The organism is Variovorax sp. OV700, from assembly GCF_900099805.1.
GTDB lineage: Bacteria > Pseudomonadota > Gammaproteobacteria > Burkholderiales > Burkholderiaceae_C > Variovorax.
The window spans coordinates 59,219-79,255 of record NZ_FNDR01000012.1 but is presented as its reverse complement, the minus strand read 5'-3'; the positions used below and the strand labels follow the sequence as shown (position 1 = coordinate 79,255).

Genomic DNA, 20,037 nt, shown 5'->3' with positions numbered 1-20,037 from the left:
CCGATGCGACGCTCCCTCACCCTCTGCCTGCTCGTTCCGGCCGCTCTCCTCGCGGCATGCGCATCGGGGCCGGCACCCCTCGTCACACGGCTGGGGGACGGCGTGTACAAGTCGCCCACGGCAAAGGACGCGGAGGCCTACTGCCGCAACTTCGGCGCCCCGCTGCGCTACCTCGACCCAAAGGCGGCAGCCCGCGCGCCGAATGCCGAAGTCACCTACCGCTGCGACTGATCGGCCGGTTCGGCGCCAGGCGCCCGCACGCGCTCCAGGATGAAGTCGATGAAGGTCCGGATCGCGCGGGTGTGCTGGCGGTTCGGCATATAGAGCATGAACATCTGCGTTCCGAAGATGGAGAGGCGCCAGTCGTCGAGCGTGGTCACCACATCGCCCTTGCGCACGTCCTCCTGCACCACGTAGTCGGGCACGAGGCCGATGCCCAGGCCCGCGAGAACGGCCTGGCGCAGGAACAGAAAGTTCTCCGAGATCAACGTCGGCTCCAGGATCACCTCGCGCCGCACCACTCCCAGATTCTGGCCCTGGTAGGCCGACACGCGCAGCTGCCGGCCTATGACGGCCGCCGTGACCACGGGCGCGCCCTGCAGTTCGTCGAGCTGCACCGGCAGCGGATGCTTATGTGCATAGTCGCGTGACGCGCAGGCCACGTAGCGCACCGGCCCCAGGTCGCGCGCCACCAGGTTCTGCGGCGGCTCGGGAATCACGCGCACCGCGATATCGACCTCGTCGCGCAGCAGGTCTTCGATGCGGTTTTCGAACACCACGTCGAGCACGATGCCGGGGTACTGGCGCTTGAAGTCGATCAGCCAGTCGGCCATCACCAGTTGTCCGTAGCCGCTGGGCACGCTCAGCCGCACGCGGCCCTGCAGCCCCTCGCCCAGCGTGGTGACCGACTCGCGCGCGGCCAAGAGCTCGGTCTGGATGGCGACGCCATGCTGGTACAGGCGCAAGCCGATCTCGGTCGGCTCGGCGCGGCGGGTGGTGCGCCGCACCAGCTGCGCGCCGACCGAGCGCTCCAGCTGGTTCAGGTGATAGCTGACGTTGGCGCGGCTCATCTTGAGCCGGCGGGCCGCCGCGCTCAGGTTGCCGGCGTCAAGGATTTCCACCAGCAGGGTCAGCGATTGGACGTCCATACCCCGATTGTGTCAAAAATTCTTTGACAGTCTGTCAATGGGCTATGCAATTGTCAAAGCGGCGGCGCGGACCAAGAATGCGAGGTTCACCCCAGAGCCTCGAGCCCCTCGCGTTGCAGGGCTCGCCACGCAAGAGACAAAGCACATGGCCACCTCAAGCTCCAGCCCCTCCACGTCTTCCGGTCCCGTCGCCTTCGAACGTCGAGGCGACGTGTTCGTGGTGACCATCGACAACCCACCCGTCAACGCCCTGGGCGTGGACGTGCGCCGCGGCCTCGTGGCTGCGATCGACGCGGCCGAGGCCGACGGCGGCGCGACGGCGGTGCTGATCGTCGGCGCGGGCCGCAACTTCATCGCCGGCGCCGACATCCGCGAGTTCGGCAAGACGCCGCAGCCGCCATCGCTGCCGGAGGTGTGCCTGAAGATCGAGAACTGCAGCAAGCCGGTGGTCGCGGCGATCCATGGCGCAGCGCTGGGCGGCGGTCTCGAAGTGGCGCTCTCGGCGCACTACCGCCTTGCCGCGCCGTCGGCCAAGCTGGGCCTGCCCGAAGTGGCGCTCGGCCTGTTGCCCGGCTCCGGCGGCACGCAGCGTGCGCCGCGGCTCGTCGGCGTGAAGCCCGCACTCGAACTGATGCTCAGCGGCCGCCATGCGGGCGCGAAGGAAGCGCTGTCGCTTGGACTCGTCGATCGCTTGGGCAACGAAGCCGATGCACTCGCCGATGGCCTCGCCTATGCGAACGAGCTCGTCGCCGCAAAGGCCTCAGTGCGCCGCACGCGCGAGGCCGCCGGCCTGGCCGACGCAGAGGCCAGCCGCGCCGCCCTCGAAGCCGCGCGGGCCGACACCGCCAAGAAGAGCCGCGGCCTGTTCTCGCCGATGAAGATCATCGAAGCGGTCGAAGCCGCGCTCACGCTGCCCTTCGCCGAAGGCATGGCGCTCGAGCGCAAGCTCTTCCTGCAATGCATCGACAGTCCGCAGCGCGCGGGATTGATCCACGCCTTCTTTGCCGAACGCGAAGTGCTGAAGGCGCCCGAAACCAAGGCGGCCAAGCCGCGCGCGCTCGACGCGGCCGGCATCGTCGGCGGCGGCACCATGGGCGCGGGCATCGCGGTGGCCATGCTCGACGCGGGCATGCCCGTGACCATGATCGAGCGCGACGAGCCCAGCCTCGCGCGCGGCCGCTCGTATGTCGAGAAGGTGTACGACGGCCTCATCAAGAAGGGCCGCATGACGCCCGAAGCCAAGGCCGCGGTGATGGCGCGCTTCTCGGGCTCCACGAGCTACGACGCGCTCGGGCAGGTCGACATCGTGGTCGAGGCCGTGTTCGAGGACATGGGCGTGAAGAAGGCCGTGTTCGCCGAGCTCGACCGCGTGTGCAAGCCCGGCGCCGTGCTGGCCACCAACACCTCGTACCTCGACATCGACGAGATCGCGGCCAGCGTCTCGCGTCCGCAGGACGTGGTGGGCCTGCACTTCTTCTCGCCGGCCAACATCATGAAGCTGCTCGAGATCGTGGTGCCCGCCAAGGTGAGCGCCGACGTGGTCGCCACCGGCTTCGAGCTCGCGAAGAAGCTGAAGAAAGTGCCGGTGCGCGCCGGTGTGTGCGACGGCTTCATCGGCAACCGCATCCTGGCCGTGTACCGCCAGGCTGCCGACCACATGATGGAAGACGGCGCCTCGCCCTACCAGATCGACGAGGCGGTGCGCAACTTCGGCTATCCGATGGGGCCGTTCCAGGTGTCGGACCTGGCCGGCGGCGACATCGGCTGGGCCACGCGCAAGCGCAAGGCCGCCACGCGCGACCCGAAGGCGCGCTACGTGCAGATTGCCGACCGCATCTGCGAGCGCGGCTGGTTCGGCCAGAAGACACAGCGCGGCTACTACCTGTATCCCGAAGGCGCGCGCACCGGCACGCCCGACCCCGAGGTGCTGGCCATCATCGACGCCGAGCGCGAACGCGCGGGCATCAAGCCGCGCGCCTTCACCGAGGAAGAAATCATGCGCCGCTACATGGCCGCGATGATCAACGAAGGCGCCAACGTCGTGCACCAGCGCATCGCGCTGCGCCCGCTCGACGTGGACGTGACCTTTCTCTACGGCTACGGCTTCCCGCGCCACCGCGGCGGCCCGATGAAGTACGCCGACACCGTGGGCCTCGCCAAGGTGCTGGCCGACATCCGCGAGTTCGCGAAGGAAGACCCGCTTTTCTGGCAGCCCTCGCCGCTGCTGGTGGATCTGGTCGAACGCGGTGCCGATTTCGCAAGCCTCAATCAATCCGAGTAATCAGAGTTCATCCGAGTCCGTCCGGGCTCGTCCACCAAGGAGTCATCCCATGCGTGAAGCTGTCATCGTTTCCACCGCCCGCACCCCGCTCACCAAGGCGCACCGCGGCGAGTTCAACATCACGCCCGGCGCCACGCTGGCCGCCTTTGCGGTGCGCGCGGCCGTCGAGCGCTCGGGTCTCGACCCCGCGCTGATCGAGGACGCGATCCTCGGCTGCGGCTACCCCGAAGGCACCACGGGCCGCAACATCGCGCGCCAGAGCATCATCCGCGCAGGCCTGCCGATCAGCATCGCCGGCACCACGGTGAACCGCTTCTGCGCCTCGGGCTTGCAGGCGATAGCAATGGCGGCGGGCCGCATCGTGGTGGACGGCGCGCCGGCCATGATTGCGGGCGGCGTCGAAAGCATCTCGCAGATCCGCGGCCGCAGCCCTGGCGACGGCGGCGACCTCAGCCTGGACCCGTGGATCGTCGAGCACAAGCCTGCGCTGTACATGGCGATGATCGAAACCGCCGACATCGTGGCGCAGCGCTACGGCATCAGCCGCGAGGCGCAGGACCGCTTCTCGGCCGAGAGCCAGCGCAAGACCGAAGAAGCGCAGCTCGCCGGCCGCTACAAGGACGAGATCATCGCCTGCACCACCACGATGGCGGTGACCGACAAGGACACCAAGGAAGTCAGCCACCGCGAAGTCACCGCCACGGAAGACAACTGCAACCGCCGCGGCACCACCTACGAAGCGCTCGCCAAGCTGAAGCCGGTGCTGGGCGAGGACAAGTTCATCACCGCGGGCAACGCCTCGCAGCTTTCCGATGGCGCGTCGGCCTGCGTGCTGATGGAAGCCAAGGAAGCAGAGCGCGCCAATCTGAGGCCGCTGGGTGCGTTCCGCGGCCTGGCCGTGGCCGGTTGCGAGCCTGACGAAATGGGCATCGGCCCGGTGTTCGCAATCCCCAAGCTCCTCGCGCGTCACGGCTTGAAGGTGAGTGACATTGATCTGTGGGAACTCAACGAAGCCTTTGCCTCGCAGTCGATCTACTGCCAGGAGAAGCTGGGTATTCCGTCGGAACGCCTCAACGTGAACGGCGGCGCGATCTCCATCGGCCATCCCTTCGGCATGACCGGCGCGCGCCTTGCGGGCCACGTGCTGATCGAGGGCAAGCGCCGCGGCGCAAAGTACGCGGTCGTCACGATGTGCATCGCCGGCGGCATGGGCGCTGCGGGCCTCTTTGAGATTTTCTGAGGAGCCAGCGATGGACCTGAACTTCACCCCCGAAGAAGAAGCCTTCCGCGCGGAAGTGCGCGCCTTCCTCGCCGACAAGCTGCCCGCGCGCCTTTCGGCCAAGGTCGGCGGCGGCAAGATCCTCGCCAAGGCCGACATGGAGGAGTGGCACGCCATCCTCAACGCGCGCGGCTGGCTCGCGAACCACTGGCCAGAGCAGTACGGCGGCCCGGGCTGGACGGCGGTGGAGAAGTTCATCTTCGAACACGAGTGCGCGCTGGCTTTTGCGCCGCGCATCGTGCCCTTCGGCGTGAACATGCTTGGCCCGGTGCTCCTCAAGTATGGCAACGAGGCGCAGAAGCAGCGCTGGCTGCCACGAATCCTGAACGGCGACGACTGGTGGTGCCAGGGCTATTCGGAACCCGGCGCAGGCTCCGATCTTGCGGCCGTGAAGACATCGGCCGTGCGCGGCATCGACGCGCAGGGCGCCCACTACATCGTGAACGGCCAGAAGACCTGGACCACGCTGGGCCAGCACGCCAACATGATCTTCTGCCTGGTGCGCACCAACCGCGAGGCGAAGAAGCAGGAGGGCATCAGCTTCCTGCTGATCGACATGACCTCGCCGGGTGTCGAAGTGCGCCCGATCATCACGCTCGACGGCGAGCATGAGGTGAACGAGGTGTTCTTCTCCGACGTGCGCGTGTCGGCCGAGAACCTCGTCGGCGAAGAGAACAAGGGCTGGACATGCGCCAAGTACCTCTTGACCTACGAGCGCACCAACATCGCGGGCGTGGGCTTCTCGGTGGCCGCGCTCCAACAGCTCAAGGGCATTGCGGCCACGCAGACGAAAAACGGCAAGCCGCTGGCGGAAGACCCGGCCTTTGCCGCACGCATGGCGCGTGTCGAGATCGACCTGGAGAACATGAAGACGACGAACCTGCGCGTGATCGCGGCCGTCGCTGGCGGCGGCGTGCCAGGTGCGGAGAGCTCGATGCTCAAGATTCGCGGCACCGAGATCCGGCAGGAGATTTCGTCGCTCGCGCGCCGGGCGATGGGTGTGTACGGGCGGCCCTTCGTTGAAGAAGCGTTGCACGACGGCTTCGACGGCGAGACCTTCGGCCCGGCCTACGCATCGGCCGCGGCCGCGCGCTACTTCAACAACCGCAAGCTGTCGATCTTCGGCGGCTCCAACGAAATCCAGAAGAACATCATCAGCAAGATGATCCTGGGCCTTTAAAGGAGACATGCAATGAACTTCGAACACACCGAAGACCGGCGCATGCTCGCCGACAGCCTGAACCGCTTCATCGCCGAGCAGTACGCCTTCGATGCGCGTGACCGCATCGCGAAGTCCGAGCACGGCTTCAGCAAGGAGATCTTCCAGCAGTTCGCCGAACTCGGCGTGATCGGCGCGCTGTTCAGCGAAGCCGACGGCGGCTTCGGCGGCGGCGGCTTCGACATCGCCGTGGTCTTCGAGGCACTGGGCCGCGGCCTCGTGGTCGAGCCGCTGCTGGGTGCTGTGATGGTCGGTGAAGCGCTGAGCGCCGCCGGCAACGACGCACAGAAGGAAAAGCTCGGCGACATCATCAACGGCGTTACCGCCGCGGCCTTTGCGCACGACGAAGCCGACACGCACTACGAACGCACGCGAGTTTCGACCCGCGCCGAGCGCAGCGGCGACGGCTGGGTGCTTCACGGCGCGAAGGCTGTCGTGCCGCAGGGCGAGCAGGCCGACCTGTTCCTGGTTTCCGCTCGAACATCGGGCAACGTGGACGACGAAGCCGGCATCTCGCTGTTCCTCGTACCCGCGAAGACGGCAGGCCTCACGGTGCGCGGCTGCCCCGCCATCGACGGCGGCCGTGTCGCCGAACTCACTCTCCACGGCGTGACGTTGGGCACCGACGCACTGCTGGGCACCGAAGGCCAGGGCGGTGCGACGCTGGAACGCGCCATCGGCCGCGGCGTGCTCGCGTTGTGCGCCGAAGCCGTGGGCGCGATGGAAGCCGCCAAGACCGCGACGCTCGACTACCTGCGCACGCGCAAGCAGTTCGGCATTCTGATCGGCAGCTTCCAGGCGCTGCAGCACCGCATGGCCGATCTGCTGCTCGAGATCGAGCAGGCCCGCTCGGCCGTGATCAATGCCGCGGCCGCCATCGACAGTACCGACCGCGTGGCGCGCGAGCGCGCGCTGTCGGCCGCCAAGTTCAGCATCGGGCGCATCGGCGCGCTGGTGGCGGAAGAAAGCATCCAGATGCACGGCGGCATCGGCATGACGTGGGAGCTGCCGCTGCCGCACTACGCGAAGCGGCTCGTGATGATCGACCACCAGCTCGGCGACGAGGACCATCATCTGCAGCGCTACATCGCGCTCGGCAAGGAGGTGGCGGCATGACCGACAAGACCGTGTTGATCTCCCAGCAAGGTGCCGTCCGCATCCTGACCAACAGCAACCCCGGCGCGCGCAACGCGATCACGCCGACGCTGTACGCCGAACTGTCGGCCGCCCTCACCGACGCAGTGAACGACCCGGAAGTGGGCGCCGTCGTCTTCACCGGTGCGGGCGATTTCTTCTGCTCGGGCGGCGACCTGAACCTCTTGGCCAAGCGCCGCGAGCTGCCCGCCTCGGAGCGCCGCGAAAAGCTCGAAGGCCTGCACGACCTGATCCGTGCGATCCGCGATTGCGGCAAGCCCGTCATCGCGGCCGTCGAAGGCGGCGCAGCCGGTGCGGGCCTCTCGATGGCGCTGGCCTGCGACATGCTCGTGTCGGCGCGCGATGCCTTCTACACGGTCGCCTACGTCAAGGTCGGCCTTACGCCGGACGGCGGCGCGACGGCTTTTCTGTCGGAGTTCGTCTCGCGCCAGGTACTGACCGAGATGTGCCTGACCGGCGACCGCATGCCGGCTGAGCGCCTGCATGCATTGGGCGCGGTCAACCGCCTGACCGACAAGGGCGCGGCGCTGGCCGAAGCCATCGCGCTTGCGGCCAAGGTGGCCAACGGTCCGCAGCGCGCGAGCGCGCGCATCAACACGCTGTGCCGCCAGGCGCACCGCGCCACGCTCGAAGAGCAGCTCGAAGCCGAGGCCGTGTTCATGGTCGAGTCGCAAGCCGATGACGAAGCGGCCGAAGGCATCGGCGCTTTTCTCGGCAAGCGCACGGCGGATTTCGCGGCGCTGCGCCGCCAGAAGCAGAACCCGTCGTCCTGACGCCGCCACCCACCGACTTCACGCCTCGCACACGCTGCGGGGCTTTCTCGTTTCCAGGGAGCTGCCCTCATGCCCATGCTCAATTCATCGCTGCCGCTCGCCGGCGTGCGCGTGCTCGATCTGTCCCGCATCCTCGCGGGCCCCTGGTGCGGCATGGTGCTGGCCGACATGGGCGCCGAAGTGATCAAGGTGGAGCACCCCGGCCGCGGCGACGACACGCGCGACTGGGGTCTGCGCGTCGGCAAGACCGAGACGGCCTACTTCAACAGCGTGAACCGCAACAAGCGCTCGGTCACGCTCGACCTGCAGACGCCCGAAGGCCAGCAGATCGCGCGCGACCTTGCGAAGCATTGCGACGTGGTGATCCAGAACTTCAAATTCGGCGGCATCGACAAGCTCGGGCTCGGCTACGAGCAGCTCAGCAAGGAGCAGCCGGGGCTCATCTACTGCTCGATCTCGGGCTACGACCGCACCGGCCCGGAGGCCGCGCGGCCCGGCTACGACCTCGTGGTGCAGGGCGAAGCCGGCCTGATGGCGCTCAACGGCGAAGCCAACCAGCCGCCGCTGAAGTTCGGCGTGGCCATGGTCGACCTGTTCACCGGCATGTATTCGGCCCAGGCCATCCTGGCCGCGCTCTATCAGCGCGAAAAAACCGGCAAGGGCCGCCACGTCGAGATGGCGTTGTTCGACTGCGGCCTGATGATCACCGCCTACTACGGCCTGGAGGCGCTCTTGATGGGCGAAGACCCGCCGCGTTACGGCAACTCGCATCCGTCGATCGTGCCGTATGGCGTGTTCGATGCGGCCGACGGCCCGCTGGTCATCACCGTGGGCAACAACGCGCAGTTCGCGCGCTTCTGCACCGAGGTGATCGACCGGCACGACCTCGCGGCCGACGAGCGCTTCAAGACCAACATCCTGCGATCGGCGAACCGCGGAGTGCTGCTGCCAGAGCTGCACGCCGAATTGGCCAGGCGCCAACGCGCAGACCTGCTGGCGAAGCTCGCGAAATCGGGCATTCCCTGCGGCGAGGTGCTCGGCCTGCTCGAAGCGCTGAACTCCAAGCGTGCGACCGATGCCGGCCTTGTCACCGAGCAGCCGCATCCGGTGGCCGGCACGGTCAACGTGCTGGCGCCGCCCTATCGCTTCGACGGCGAACGCCTGCCCGTGCGCAGCGCGCCGCCGCAACTGGGCGAAGGCACGCACGAGGTGCTGCAGTCGCTTCTCGGCCTGTCGGACGACAGGCTCGCGCAACTCAAAACCAACGGCGTCGTCTGAAGGCGCCGCTCTTCTTCCGATTCCTCGAACATGTTCATGGCTTTTTCTTCTTCCCGCTCCCTTCGCAACCCCGCACGCCGTGCACTCATCGCACTGGCCCTTCCGCTCGTGGCCGGCGCCACCTTCGCACAGGCCTGGCCGTCCAAGCCGATCACCGTCATCGTGCCTTTTCCGCCCGGCGGCCCGACCGATGTCGCCACGCGCATCGTGGCGCAGAAGATGTCGCAGGGCCTGAAGCAGAACATCCTCATCGACAACCGCAGTGGCGCCTCGGGCACCATCGGCGCGGCGGCTGCCGCCAAGGCGGCGCCCGACGGCTACACCTTCGTGATGCTGGCCACGCCCACGCTGCTGGCCGCGCACCTGTACGGCCAGACGCCCTACGACATCTTCAAAAGCTTTACGCCCGTGGGCACGGTGTACGACCTGCCGATCGTGATGGTGGTCAACCCGAAGTCGCTGCCCGACGTGACCGGCCTGCAGGGCCTGATTTCCAAGGCCAAGGCCGAAGGCGGCAAGCTCAACTACACGACCGCGGGTGCCGGCAGCTTCGGCCACCTGACGACCGAGCAGCTCAAGAACATCGGCAAGTTCGAGATGCAGCACGTGCCCTACCGCGGCAGCGCACCAGCCGTGACCGACCTGATCGGCGGGCAGGTGCCTGCGATGTTCTCCGACCTGGTGGCGGTGATGCCGCACATCCGCTCGGGCACGCTGCGCGCCATCGCGGTCGGTTCGGGCAAGCGCGTGAGTCTGCTGCCCGACGTGAAGACGGTGGCCGAGCAGGGCTTTCCCGGGTTCGATGCGACTTCGTGGGGCGGGCTACTGGCGCCGGCCGGCACGCCAAAGGACGTGGTCGACCGCATGAGCACCGAGCTGAAGACGGCGTTGGCCGACAAGGAAGTGCAGGACAAGCTCGAAAGCGTCGGCTCCTTCGCGGCCTACGGCACGCCCGAGCAGACCGGCACGCGCATGCGCCAGGATTTCGAGCGCTGGGGCAAGGTCATTCGCGACAACAAGATCACGAACCAGTAAAACAGCGATTCGCGCGCGGCCGGCAAGAGACAACATCAGGAGACGACATGACAGGCAACGACAAGAAGACAAGTCCGGGCGGGGCGCCGTTCCGCCCCCTGTTGCCGGTTCGCAGCCTGGCGGACATCCGTAAGCTCGAAGAGACGCCGCTGGAGCAGGCGCTGACAGTCCGCAGTACCTACGAGATCTTCCGCAACGCGGGAGCGGCCTTCGGCAACAAGACCGCGCTGACCTTTCTGCGCACCGGCAACCCGGCAGATGAACCAATCCGCTGGTCGTATGCCGACTTGCTCGCGGGCATCCACCAGACCGCGAACATGCTGCATGCGCTGGGCGTGGGCCCCGAGGACGCGGTGGCGGTTCTGCTGCCGGGCTGCCTGGAGTACCACCTCGCGCTCTGGGGCGGCGAGGCGGCCGGCATCGTGCAGCCGCTCAATCCGCTCTTGACCGACGAGAAGCTGGTGGCGCTGATGACCGCCGGCCGCGCCAAGGTGCTGATCGCCTATGGCTCCGACAGCGAATCGGGCATGTGGTCGAAGGCCATGCGTTTGCGCGGGCAGGTGCCCACGCTCACGACCGTGCTGCGCGTGGCGCCGCATGACGAAGCGCCGGGGGCGGCGGGCGCGCTGCATGAAACAGGATCGGGCAGCGCGGGCGCGCTGCCGGGCGTGGCCGAGTTCGACGTGCTGCGCTCGGCACAACCGTCTGATCGCCTCGTGAGCGGCCGCGACATCGCACCGACCGACATTGCCGCCTACTTTCATACCGGCGGCACCACTGGCGCCCCGAAGCTCGCGCGCCACAGCCACGGCGCGCAGGTGTTCACCGCGTGGGCCAGCGTGCAGGTCGCGGGCATGAACGAGCAAGGCATCTCCATCAACGGCTATCCGCTGTTCCACGTGGCGGGCGTGCTGCCGGCTTCGCTGGCATCGCTCTCGGCAGGCATGGAGGTGATCATTCCGACGACCTCGCTGCTGCGCAACAAGGAGGTGCTCGCCAACTACTGGAAGCTGGTCGAGAAGTACCGGCCGACATCGCTCTCGGCCGTGCCCACAGTGCTTGCGGCGCTGGCGAACATGCCGCTCAATGGCGCCGACATTTCATCGATCGGCTACTGCCGCACCGGCGCCGCCGTGCTCTCGCCGGAACTCGCCGCGCGCTTCGAGCGCCTGTTCGGCCTGCACGTGCACGAGAGCCTGGGCATGACCGAGATGGCGGGCATCTCGACCATCACGCCGCCGGGCGTGGACGGGCCCGCGGGCTGCGTCGGGTTTCCGCTGCCCTACATGCAGATGCGCATCGTGGCGCTTGACGAGAACGGCAACGCCAGCGACAGCGACCTGCCGCCCGGCGAGCAGGGCATGGTGCTGTTCAAGTCGCCCAACCTGTTTTCGGGTTTCGTCGATCCGGCCGACAACGCCAAGGCTTTCACGGTCGACGGCTGGCTCGCGACCGGCGACCTGGGATGGATCGACGGCGAGGGGCGGCTCAACCTCAGCGGCCGCTCGAAGGACCTGATCATCCGCAGCGGCCACAACATCGACCCCAAGGTGATCGAGGACGCGCTGGGCGCGCATCCCGCGGTGCAGCTGTGCGCGGCGGTGGGCGCACCCGATGCGTATGCCGGCGAACTGCCGGTGGTCTTTGCCACGCTGGTGCCGGGCGCATCGGCCACCGAGGACGAACTGCTGGCCTTCACGGCCGCGCGCGTCGACGAGGCGCCCGCCAAGCCCAAATCGGTCATCGTCATCGAGAACATGCCGATGACCAACGTCGGCAAGATCTACAAGCCCGAGCTTCGCGCGATGGCCGCGAGCCGCGTGGTCACGGCCACCGTGGCGCAAGTGTGCGACGAATTAGGGGTGGCGCGAGACCTGCGGCCGCGCGTGCAGAGCGAGGGCGAAAGCCTGGTGCAGGTGCGCATCGAAGCTGCCGCTGCCGGCGCACTCGCGGACACGCTGCAGGAGCGGATACGCACCGCGCTCGAGCCGCTTCCATTCAAGACGCGGGTGCTCCTGGAATAGCCACGCCCCGCTTCTTTTTTCGACAGACAACACAACGACATCCGGAGACATCGCAAACATGAACGCAACTTTTACCCCTTACGGGCTCACCCGACGCGCCCTGTACTGCGGCATCGCTTCGCTCGCGCTGGCGGCCGCGGGCGCCAGCTGGGCGCAGACCTACCCGAGCAAGCCGATCCGCATGGTGGTGCCCTTTGCACCCGGTGGCGCGACCGACGTGCTGGCCCGCGTGCTGGGCGAGAAGATGGCGGCGGGCCTGGGCCAGCCCGTCATCATCGACAACAAGCCCGGCGCCGCCGGGATCATCGGCACCGATGCCGTGGCCAAGGCACCGGCCGACGGCTACACCATCGTGCTGTCGCTGAGCAACTCGCTTCTGACCAACCAGTTCCTGTACGAGAAGCTGCCCTACGACACGCAACGCGACCTCACGCTGGTCTACCAGATTGCCACCGCTCCGCTGGTGCTGGTGGTTCACCCCAGCGTGCCCGCCAACACCGGGCCCGAGCTGCTGAAGTACGTGGTCGCCAACAAGGGCAAGGTGGCTTACGGCTCCTATGGCGTGGGCGCCTACCCGCACCTGGCGGGCGCGCACATGAGTCTCACGCAGAAGGCCGAGATGAACCACATCGCCTACAAAGGCGAATCGCCGATGCTGCAGGACCTGATCGGCGGCCAGATCCAGATGGCCTTTGCGAGCGCGCTGGTAGCCAAGCCGCACATCGAGGCGGGCAAGCTCAAGGCCATCGGCGTGAGCGGCGAGCGCCGCATGGCCACGCTGCCCAACGTGCCCACGCTGGCCGAGCAAGGGCTGAGGGACGAGGCCTACCGCGTGACCGGCTGGCTCGCCATTGCCATGCCGGCCGGCACGCCCAAGCCCATCGTGCAGCGCATCGCCGACGAAGTGGGCAAGGCCACCCGCCAGCCCGACGTGCAGGCGCGCGTGGCTGCAATGGGCTTCGACCTGAAGGACAGTTCGCCCGAGGCTTTCAACGCGGTGTACAAGAAGGAAAGCCCGATCTGGGAGCGCCTGATCAAGGACTCGGGCGCCAAGCTCGAGTAGCCGCCAAGGGCCTCGAAGGGGGTCGAGGGAACTGGGGAACGAGGCCGCAGCTTAGGAAAACCCCGATGAACGGATGGTCATGGATCGTTACCATTCATAGCTGCTTCCCCCTCTCCCTTCGATGACCACTCCCAACGAGTCCGGCCCGCTGCTGGACGCCGCCAGCCCCCTCCCCCCAGACATAGAAGCCGCCGACGAGCCCACCAAGGTGCCGCTCGCCATCGAAGACTGGCTCACCGTCATCATCATGGGCGCGCTGGCGCTCATCACCTTTGCCAACGTGCTGGTGCGCTACTTCACCGACTCTTCGTTTGCGTGGACGGAGGAGTTCTCCGTTTTCCTCATGATCATGCTGGCGCTGGTGGCCGGCTCGGCCGCGGTGGCGCGCGACCGGCACATCCGCATCGAATACTTTTCCGAGAGCGGATCGATGGCACGCCGCAAGCGGCTCGCGCAATTCGGCGCGCTCATGATCGCCATCCTCTTCGCGCTGATCGGCGCGCTCAGCATCCGCATGGTGTGGGACGACTACCGCTTCGACGAAACGACGCCGGGTATCGGGCTGCCGGCCTGGTGGTATTCGATGTGGCTGCCGATCGTGTCCTTTACCATCGCGCTGCGTGCGGTGGGCCTCATGGTCCGCCGCGGCCGCAAGGAATACGGCGACAACGAAAACCGCAAGGGCGACGCAACGTGATCGCCACCCTGCTCTTCGTCGCCTTCGTGGTGATGATGCTGGTGGGCGTGCCCATCGGCGCCGCGCTGGGCCTGGCCGGCGCCGCCTGCATTGCGCTCGCCAACAGCGACGCCCAGTGGTTCGGCTTGCTGGCCGTGCCGCAAAACTTCTATGCCGGCCTCGGCAAATATCCGCTGCTGGCCATTCCGATGTTCGTGTTGGTGGGCTCCATCTTCGACCGCTCGGGCGTGGCGCTGCGGCTCGTGAACTTTGCAGTGGCAATCGTCGGGCGCGGCCCGGGCATGCTGCCGCTGGTGGCGATTGCGGTGGCAATGTTCCTCGGCGGCATCTCGGGTTCGGGCCCGGCCAATGCCGCGGCCGTGGGCGCGGTGATGATCGCGGCGATGTCGCGCGCGGGCTATCCGGCGGCCTTCTCGGCCAGCGTGGTGGGCGCCGCGGCGGCCACCGACATCCTGATTCCGCCCTCGGTCGCGTTCATCGTCTACTCGGTGCTGGTGCCCGGCGCCTCGGTGCCGGCGCTGTTTGCGGCCGGCATGATCCCGGGCGTGATGGCCGGCCTGGCGCTGATGATCCCGGCCGTGTGGCTGGCCCGCCAACACAAGATGGGCGCGCTCGAAGCGACGCTGCCGCGCCCGCCGTTCTGGAAGAGTTTTCGCGAAGCGATCTGGGGCCTGGCTGCGCCGGTGCTCATTCTGGGTGGCATGCGCGCGGGTTGGTTCACGCCGACCGAAGCGGCGGTGGTTGCGGTGTTCTACGGCCTCTTCGTGGGCATGTGCGTGCACCGGACCATCAAGGTGCGCGACCTGTTCGTCATATTGCGCGAATCGGGCGAGCTGTCGGCGGTGATCCTGCTGGTGGTGTCGCTTGCGGGGATCTTTGCGTACTCGCTCTCGACGCTGGGCATCATCGACCCGGTGACGCGCGCCATCGTGAATTCGGGCCTGGGCGAATACGGAATCCTGGCGCTCTTGATCCTGCTTCTCATCACGGTGGGCATGTTCCTGGACGGCGTGTCGATCTTCCTGATCTTCGTGCCGCTATTGCTGCCGATCGTGCAGTACTACAAATGGGACCCGGTGTGGTTCGGCGTGATCCTCACGCTCAAGGTCGCGCTCGGCCAGTTCACGCCGCCGCTTGCGGTCAACCTCATGGTCTCTTGCCGCATCGCCAAGGTGCGCATGGAAGAGACCGTGCGCTGGGTCGGCTGGATGCTGTTCTCGATGTTCGTGGTGATGGTGCTGGTGATCGCGTTCCCTGAGCTCGCGCTTTGGCTTCCCCGGAAGCTGGGGTATTGAGGTGAAGCCGCGCGCTATTCGTGAAGTGCTTGGTTCGGCATTTGGTCACGTTTCAGGGCGCGCTCCCGCCGACGGGGTACCTTTCTCCGCGAATGTCCCCCGCCCTTCGGGCTCCTCCTTTATTTCGCTGCGCAAGGCACCCCATCGACGGGATCGTTGTCCAGAGCGGTTATTGATCGAGCGGAACAAGCGCAGCGCCCAGTGGGCGCAGGGCGCCGGGTGCTCCCCGCAGCGAAATAAAGGAGGAGGGCGAAGCCCGGGGGACATTCGCGGAGGGGAGTACCCGGTGGCCTGTGCACGCGCCCTGAATGCATCCGCCCCGAACGTACCGTCCCCAAAACCATTCATCGCTTAGTTGTGTTCAGAAAACAAGGAGACCTCAAATGAAATTCCGCCGCACCCTGCTTGGCCTTGCCGCCGTCGCCGCCACACTCGGCCTCTTTTCGACCGGCGCCATGGCGCAGGCCGCCTACAAGCCCGAATACAAAATGTCGCTCGTGCTCGGCCCGCCGACACCGTGGGGCCAAGCCGGAAAGATCTGGGCCGACCTCGTGAAGGAACGTACCCAAGGCCGCATCAACATCAAGCTCTACCCCGGCGTGTCGCTCATTCAAGGCGACCAGACCCGCGAGTTCAGCGCACTTCGCCAGGGCGTGATCGACATGGCCGTGGGCTCCACCATCAACTGGTCGCCGCAGGTCAAGCAGCTCAACCTGTTCTCCATGCCCTTTTTGATGCCCGACTACGCGGCCATCGATGCGCTCACCCAGGGCGAAGTCGGCAAGGAAATGTTCAAGACCCTCGACAAGGCCGGCGTGGTGCCGCTCGCCTGGGGCGAGAACGGTTACCGCGAAATCACGAACTCGAAGAAGCCGATCAAGTCGCCCGAAGACCTGAAGGGCATGAAGATCCGCGTCGTCGGCTCGCCGATCTATTCCGACATGTTCACCGCCCTCGGTGCCAATCCCACGCAGATGAGCTGGGCCGACGCACAGCCCGCGCTCGCCAGCGGCGCGGTCGACGGCCAGGAGAATCCGCTCTTCCTGTTCACCGTGCTCAAGATGCAGAACGTGGGACAGAAGTTCGTGACCACCTGGGGTTACGTCGCCGATCCGCTGGTCTTCGTGGTCAACAAGGAAATCTGGGCCTCGTGGACGCCGGCCGACCAGGCCATCGTGCGCCAGGCCGCGGTCGATGCCGGCAAGCAGGAGATCGAACTCGCGCGCAAGGGCCTCGTCGAAGCCGACAAGCCGGTGCTGAAGGACATCGCCGGCATGGGCGTGACCGTGACGCAGCTCACCCCCACCGAGCGCGAAGCCTTCGTGAAGGCCACGCGCCCGGTGTACGACAAGTGGAAGAACACGGTGGGCGCAGACCTTGTGGCAACGGCCGAAAAGGCCATCGCCGCGCGCAAGAAGTAAGTAGACAGGTCCCGCGTCGTTCGGGGTGGCCGCGACAATATCGCGATGCACCACACCCTGATCATCGACACGGACCCGGGCGCGGACGATGTGATCGCGCTGCTGTTTGCCATGGCGGCGCCTGAAGCGCTGGAGCTTCAGGCGCTGACCGCCGTGGCCGGCAATGTTCCGCTGGCCAAGACCTCGCGCAATGCACTCCTCGCCTGCGAATGGGCCGGCCGGCCGGACATTCCGGTGTACGCCGGCGCGGAACGCCCGCTGCAGCGCACACCCATCTACGCGGCCAACATCCACGGCCGCGAAGGCATCATTGGCGTCGATGTGCATGAACCGGCGACGCCGCTGGCCGAAGGCCATGCCGTCGATTACCTGATCCGCACACTGCGCACCGCGCCCGAGCGAAGCGTGACGCTTGCCATGCTCGGGCCGCAAACCAACCTGGCGCTTGCTCTCGCACAAGCACCCGAGATCGTGCGCGGCCTGCGCGAACTGGTGCTCATGGCCGGCGCGCATTTCAATGGCGGCAACATCACGCCCACCGCGGAGTTCAACGTGTTTGCCGATCCGCATGCGGCCGAGGCCGTGCTGAAGTGCGGCGTGCCGATCACCATGCTGCCGCTCGACGCGACGCACAAGATTCTCACGAGCGACGAGCGCATCGCGCGGCTGCGGGGCATCGGCAACCGGGCCGGCGTCATCGTTGCCGACATCCTCGACGCCTATGCGCCACAGGAGATGCAGCACTACGACATGCCCGGAGGCCCGGTGCACGACGCCACGGTTATTGCCTACCTGCTGCAGCCCTCGCTTTTCAGCGGCAGGCTGATCAACGTCGAAGTCGACAGCCGCGAAGGCATGGGCTTTGGGCAGACAGTCGCCGACTGGCACGGCAGCTTGAAGCGCCCTGCCAACGTGAACTGGATCGCGGACGGCGATGCGCAGGGCTTCTTCGATCTGCTGGCCGCACACGTCGCGCGGCTGCCATAGCAGTTCCAGGCAACAAATAAAGAAGCCACGCTGCGAACAGCGTGGCTTTTGCTTTTTGGCGCCGCAGCGAATCGATCAGTGCTGCAGAATCTTGTTCAAGAAATCCTTCGTGCGCGGCTGGCGGTTTTCGGGGTGGCTGAAGAACTCGTCCTTCGGGCAGTCTTCCAGGATCTTGCCGCCCACGTCGATGAAGATCACGCGGCTTGCCACCTTGCGGGCAAAGGCCATTTCGTGCGTAACCACCATCATGGTCATGCCGTCCTTGGCCAGGCTCACCATCACGTCGAGCACTTCGCCGACCATTTCGGGGTCGAGTGCCGAGGTGGGTTCGTCGAACAGCATCACGATCGGGTCCATGCTGAGCGCGCGGGCAATGGCCACGCGCTGCTGCTGGCCGCCAGAGAGCTGACCCGGAAACTTGTCCTTGTGCGCCATCAGGCCCACGCGGTCGAGCATCTTGAGGCCGCGAGTCTTGGCTTCGTCGGGGCTGCGGCCGAGCACCTTGATCTGCGCGATCGTGAGGTTCTCGGTCACCGACAGGTGCGGGAACAGCTCGAAGTGCTGGAACACCATGCCGACCTTGGAGCGCAGCTTCGGCAGGTTGGTCTTGGGATCGTGCAGCGGAATGCCGTTGACGGTGATCTCGCCCTTCTGGAAGGGTTCGAGCGCGTTCACGGTCTTGATGAGGGTGGACTTGCCCGAGCCCGAGGGCCCGCACACCACCACCACGTCGCCCTTGGAGATGCTCACCGAACAATCGTTGAGCACCTGCACCGGGCCGTACCACTTGGAGACGTTCTTGATTTCAATCATTTTCTCGGACATTTCTTTCTCTCCGGTTCAGACACTCGACTAGCGAATGATCGCGATTTTCTTGTGGAGGCGCTTGACGAGCCACGACAAGGCATAGCACATGATGAAGTAGACGACGGCTGCGAGCAAATAGGCCTCGATTGGGCGGCCGAAGTTCTTGCCCGCGGTCTCGAAGCCCTTGAGCATGTCGTAGGCGCCGATGGCATAGACCAGCGAGGTGTCCTGGAACAGGATGATGGTCTGCGTGAGCAGCACCGGCAGCATGTTGCGGAACGCCTGCGGCAGCACCACCAGGCGCATGTTCTGGCCGTAGGTCATGCCGACCGCCTGGCCCGCATGCACCTGGCCGCGCGGAATCGACTGGATGCCCGCGCGCATGATCTCGCTGAAGTAGGCCGCCTCGAACGCGATGAAGGTGATCACGGCCGAAATTTCGGAGCGGTAGTTCGAGCCGATGGAACCGAAGGCCGCGTAGAACGAGGCCGGCACCAGGAGGAAGAACCACAGGATCACCATCACGAGCGGAATGCTGCGCATGCCGTTGACGTAGACGGCGGCCGGCGCGTCGAGCCATTTCTTGCCCGACAGGCGCATGAGCGCCAGCACGGTACCGAAGAGCACCCCGCCGATGGTGGCCACGATCGTCAGCATGATGCTGAAGTAGAAGCCCTTGACGACGAAGTTGCTGATGACGTCCCAGTTATAGAACGACAGGTCGAGATTCATCATGTCAGTGTCCCCCGCCGCCGCTGGCCGAGACGATGAAGCCCGGCACGCGCGTCTTCTTCTCGATGAAAGCCATGATGCGGTTGATTGCAAAGGCCGAGATCACGTAGAGCCCCGTCACCGCCAGGTACACCTCGATGCCGCGCGAGGTTTCTTCCTGCGCCTGCATGGCGAACATGGTGAGTTCGGTCACCGACACGGCAAACGCCACCGACGAGTTCTTGAAGATGTTCATCGTCTCGCTGGTGAGCGGCGGAATGATGATGCGGTAGGCCATCGGCAAGATCACGTAGCGGTAGTACTGCGGCGTGGTGAAGCCCACCGCCATGCCCGCATAGCGCTGGCCCTTGGGCAGCGCCTGGATGCCCGAGCGCACCTGTTCGGCAATACGCGCCGACGTGAAGAAGCCCAACGCCAGCACCACCAGCACGAAGCTCGGCACGCCCTTCATGACGGGCACCAGCGCCGGAATGACGTGGTACCAGAGGAAGATCTGCACCAGCAGAGGGATGTTGCGGAACAGCTCGACCCAGGCATTGCCGAAACGCACCAGCCACGGGCTGTTGGGCAAGGTGCGGATGATGCCGACGAGCGAACCCAGCACCAGCGCGACGACGAGCGCCAGCAGGGCGACCGACACGGTCCAGCCCCATGCGGACAGCATCCACTCCCAGTAGGTCGGGTATTTCCCGCCCGGGTCTTGCAAGAAGACCTGCCAATCCCAGTTTGATCCCATCGGGGACTCTCCTTATTTCAGATTTCCAGACTGCCAGCTTGCAGGGGCCATGCCCGCGCGCCGCATTTGCGAAAACAAACGCCCGCCGGGGGCGGCGGGCGTTGCGC

At 66.3% G+C, this 20,037-nt stretch carries 18 protein-coding genes; 14 read left to right on the top strand and 4 right to left on the bottom strand.

All coding sequences use genetic code 11. The features are described 5' to 3' along the window. Nucleotides 1–3: 3 nt before the first annotated feature. Nucleotides 4–231, top strand: coding sequence for a hypothetical protein (locus BLR24_RS23965; protein WP_093021748.1), 228 nt, complete (start codon nt 4–6; stop codon nt 229–231). Here BLR24_RS23965 and BLR24_RS23960 read toward each other — a convergent pair. Continuing rightward, nucleotides 216–1,148: a LysR family transcriptional regulator gene (locus BLR24_RS23960; RefSeq protein WP_093021745.1), complete on the bottom strand. Its 933-nt coding sequence runs from the start codon at nt 1,146–1,148 to the stop codon at nt 216–218. The two genes, BLR24_RS23965 and BLR24_RS23960, sit on opposite strands and share 16 nt — an antisense overlap. A gap of 145 nt (nt 1,149–1,293) precedes the next feature. Here BLR24_RS23960 and BLR24_RS23955 point away from each other — a divergent pair, with 145 nt between their 5' ends. From BLR24_RS23955 to BLR24_RS23895, 13 genes are all read left to right on the top strand, one after another. Continuing rightward, on the top strand, nt 1,294–3,429 hold the full coding sequence (locus BLR24_RS23955) for a 3-hydroxyacyl-CoA dehydrogenase NAD-binding domain-containing protein (protein WP_093021742.1): 2,136 nt from the start codon (nt 1,294–1,296) through the stop codon (nt 3,427–3,429). Nucleotides 3,430–3,478: 49 nt separating this feature from the next. Further along, nucleotides 3,479–4,669: an acetyl-CoA C-acyltransferase gene (locus BLR24_RS23950; protein ID WP_093021739.1), complete on the top strand. Its 1,191-nt coding sequence runs from the start codon at nt 3,479–3,481 to the stop codon at nt 4,667–4,669. 10 nt (nt 4,670–4,679) lie between these two features. Then, a complete protein-coding gene (locus BLR24_RS23945) occupies nt 4,680–5,888 on the top strand; it encodes an acyl-CoA dehydrogenase family protein (RefSeq protein WP_093021736.1) in 1,209 nt (402 codons plus the stop codon). A gap of 12 nt (nt 5,889–5,900) precedes the next feature. Beyond that, nucleotides 5,901–7,043, top strand: a complete 1,143-nt coding sequence (locus tag BLR24_RS23940; protein WP_093021733.1) for an acyl-CoA dehydrogenase family protein — start codon at nt 5,901–5,903, stop codon at nt 7,041–7,043. Further along, a complete protein-coding gene (locus BLR24_RS23935; protein WP_093021730.1) occupies nt 7,040–7,855 on the top strand; it encodes an oxepin-CoA hydrolase, alternative type in 816 nt (271 codons plus the stop codon). The genes BLR24_RS23940 and BLR24_RS23935 overlap by 4 nt, the downstream gene beginning before the upstream one ends. Nucleotides 7,856–7,924: 69 nt before the next feature. Next, on the top strand, nt 7,925–9,133 hold the full coding sequence (locus tag BLR24_RS23930) for a CaiB/BaiF CoA transferase family protein (RefSeq protein WP_093021727.1): 1,209 nt from the start codon (nt 7,925–7,927) through the stop codon (nt 9,131–9,133). A gap of 36 nt (nt 9,134–9,169) precedes the next feature. Further along, nucleotides 9,170–10,168, top strand: a complete 999-nt coding sequence (locus tag BLR24_RS23925) for a Bug family tripartite tricarboxylate transporter substrate binding protein (RefSeq protein WP_093021998.1) — start codon at nt 9,170–9,172, stop codon at nt 10,166–10,168. Between the two features lie 47 nt (nt 10,169–10,215). Next, nucleotides 10,216–12,192 (top strand): acyl-CoA synthetase, encoded by a 1,977-nt coding sequence (locus BLR24_RS23920; RefSeq protein WP_093021725.1) that lies wholly within the window; start codon nt 10,216–10,218, stop codon nt 12,190–12,192. A gap of 58 nt (nt 12,193–12,250) precedes the next feature. Continuing rightward, a complete protein-coding gene (locus tag BLR24_RS23915) occupies nt 12,251–13,255 on the top strand; it encodes a Bug family tripartite tricarboxylate transporter substrate binding protein (RefSeq protein ID WP_093021722.1) in 1,005 nt (334 codons plus the stop codon). 121 nt (nt 13,256–13,376) lie between these two features. Continuing rightward, nucleotides 13,377–13,952 carry a TRAP transporter small permease gene (locus tag BLR24_RS23910; protein WP_093021719.1) on the top strand — a complete coding sequence of 192 codons (576 nt, stop codon included), beginning with the start codon at nt 13,377–13,379 and terminating at the stop codon, nt 13,950–13,952. Next, entirely contained in the window at nt 13,949–15,247 is a 1,299-nt protein-coding gene (locus tag BLR24_RS23905) for a TRAP transporter large permease (RefSeq protein ID WP_093021716.1), read from the top strand. The genes BLR24_RS23910 and BLR24_RS23905 overlap by 4 nt, the downstream gene beginning before the upstream one ends. Nucleotides 15,248–15,630: 383 nt before the next feature. Continuing rightward, nucleotides 15,631–16,668 (top strand): DctP family TRAP transporter solute-binding subunit, encoded by a 1,038-nt coding sequence (locus tag BLR24_RS23900; RefSeq protein ID WP_093021713.1) that lies wholly within the window; start codon nt 15,631–15,633, stop codon nt 16,666–16,668. Between the two features lie 45 nt (nt 16,669–16,713). Further along, nucleotides 16,714–17,655 carry a nucleoside hydrolase gene (locus tag BLR24_RS23895; protein ID WP_093021710.1) on the top strand — a complete coding sequence of 314 codons (942 nt, stop codon included), beginning with the start codon at nt 16,714–16,716 and terminating at the stop codon, nt 17,653–17,655. A 75-nt stretch (nt 17,656–17,730) separates the two neighbouring features. Here the strand turns inward: BLR24_RS23895 and BLR24_RS23890 are convergent, their stop codons facing one another. Genes BLR24_RS23890 through BLR24_RS23880 form a run of 3 tightly spaced genes read right to left on the bottom strand, consistent with a single transcriptional unit; the run spans nt 17,731 to nt 19,930 of the window. Continuing rightward, on the bottom strand, nt 17,731–18,468 hold the full coding sequence (locus BLR24_RS23890; protein WP_018903696.1) for an amino acid ABC transporter ATP-binding protein: 738 nt from the start codon (nt 18,466–18,468) through the stop codon (nt 17,731–17,733). A 39-nt stretch (nt 18,469–18,507) separates the two neighbouring features. Next, nucleotides 18,508–19,197 carry an amino acid ABC transporter permease gene (locus BLR24_RS23885; RefSeq protein ID WP_093021708.1) on the bottom strand — a complete coding sequence of 230 codons (690 nt, stop codon included), beginning with the start codon at nt 19,195–19,197 and terminating at the stop codon, nt 18,508–18,510. A 1-nt stretch (nt 19,198) separates the two neighbouring features. Beyond that, entirely contained in the window at nt 19,199–19,930 is a 732-nt protein-coding gene (locus tag BLR24_RS23880) for an amino acid ABC transporter permease (protein ID WP_093021705.1), read from the bottom strand. Between the last annotated feature and the right edge of the window lie 107 nt (nt 19,931–20,037).

Coding starts and splice junctions, on each gene's coding strand:
- BLR24_RS23965 (WP_093021748.1), top strand. CDS start 4: ATGCGACGCTCCCTCACCCTCTGCCTGCTCGTTCCGGCCGCTCTCCTC.
- BLR24_RS23960 (WP_093021745.1), bottom strand. CDS start 1,148: ATGGACGTCCAATCGCTGACCCTGCTGGTGGAAATCCTTGACGCCGGC.
- BLR24_RS23955 (WP_093021742.1), top strand. CDS start 1,294: ATGGCCACCTCAAGCTCCAGCCCCTCCACGTCTTCCGGTCCCGTCGCC.
- BLR24_RS23950 (WP_093021739.1), top strand. CDS start 3,479: ATGCGTGAAGCTGTCATCGTTTCCACCGCCCGCACCCCGCTCACCAAG.
- BLR24_RS23945 (WP_093021736.1), top strand. CDS start 4,680: ATGGACCTGAACTTCACCCCCGAAGAAGAAGCCTTCCGCGCGGAAGTG.
- BLR24_RS23940 (WP_093021733.1), top strand. CDS start 5,901: ATGAACTTCGAACACACCGAAGACCGGCGCATGCTCGCCGACAGCCTG.
- BLR24_RS23935 (WP_093021730.1), top strand. CDS start 7,040: ATGACCGACAAGACCGTGTTGATCTCCCAGCAAGGTGCCGTCCGCATC.
- BLR24_RS23930 (WP_093021727.1), top strand. CDS start 7,925: ATGCCCATGCTCAATTCATCGCTGCCGCTCGCCGGCGTGCGCGTGCTC.
- BLR24_RS23925 (WP_093021998.1), top strand. CDS start 9,170: ATGGCTTTTTCTTCTTCCCGCTCCCTTCGCAACCCCGCACGCCGTGCA.
- BLR24_RS23920 (WP_093021725.1), top strand. CDS start 10,216: ATGACAGGCAACGACAAGAAGACAAGTCCGGGCGGGGCGCCGTTCCGC.
- BLR24_RS23915 (WP_093021722.1), top strand. CDS start 12,251: ATGAACGCAACTTTTACCCCTTACGGGCTCACCCGACGCGCCCTGTAC.
- BLR24_RS23910 (WP_093021719.1), top strand. CDS start 13,377: ATGACCACTCCCAACGAGTCCGGCCCGCTGCTGGACGCCGCCAGCCCC.
- BLR24_RS23900 (WP_093021713.1), top strand. CDS start 15,631: ATGAAATTCCGCCGCACCCTGCTTGGCCTTGCCGCCGTCGCCGCCACA.
- BLR24_RS23895 (WP_093021710.1), top strand. CDS start 16,714: ATGCACCACACCCTGATCATCGACACGGACCCGGGCGCGGACGATGTG.
- BLR24_RS23890 (WP_018903696.1), bottom strand. CDS start 18,468: ATGATTGAAATCAAGAACGTCTCCAAGTGGTACGGCCCGGTGCAGGTG.
- BLR24_RS23885 (WP_093021708.1), bottom strand. CDS start 19,197: ATGATGAATCTCGACCTGTCGTTCTATAACTGGGACGTCATCAGCAAC.
- BLR24_RS23880 (WP_093021705.1), bottom strand. CDS start 19,930: ATGGGATCAAACTGGGATTGGCAGGTCTTCTTGCAAGACCCGGGCGGG.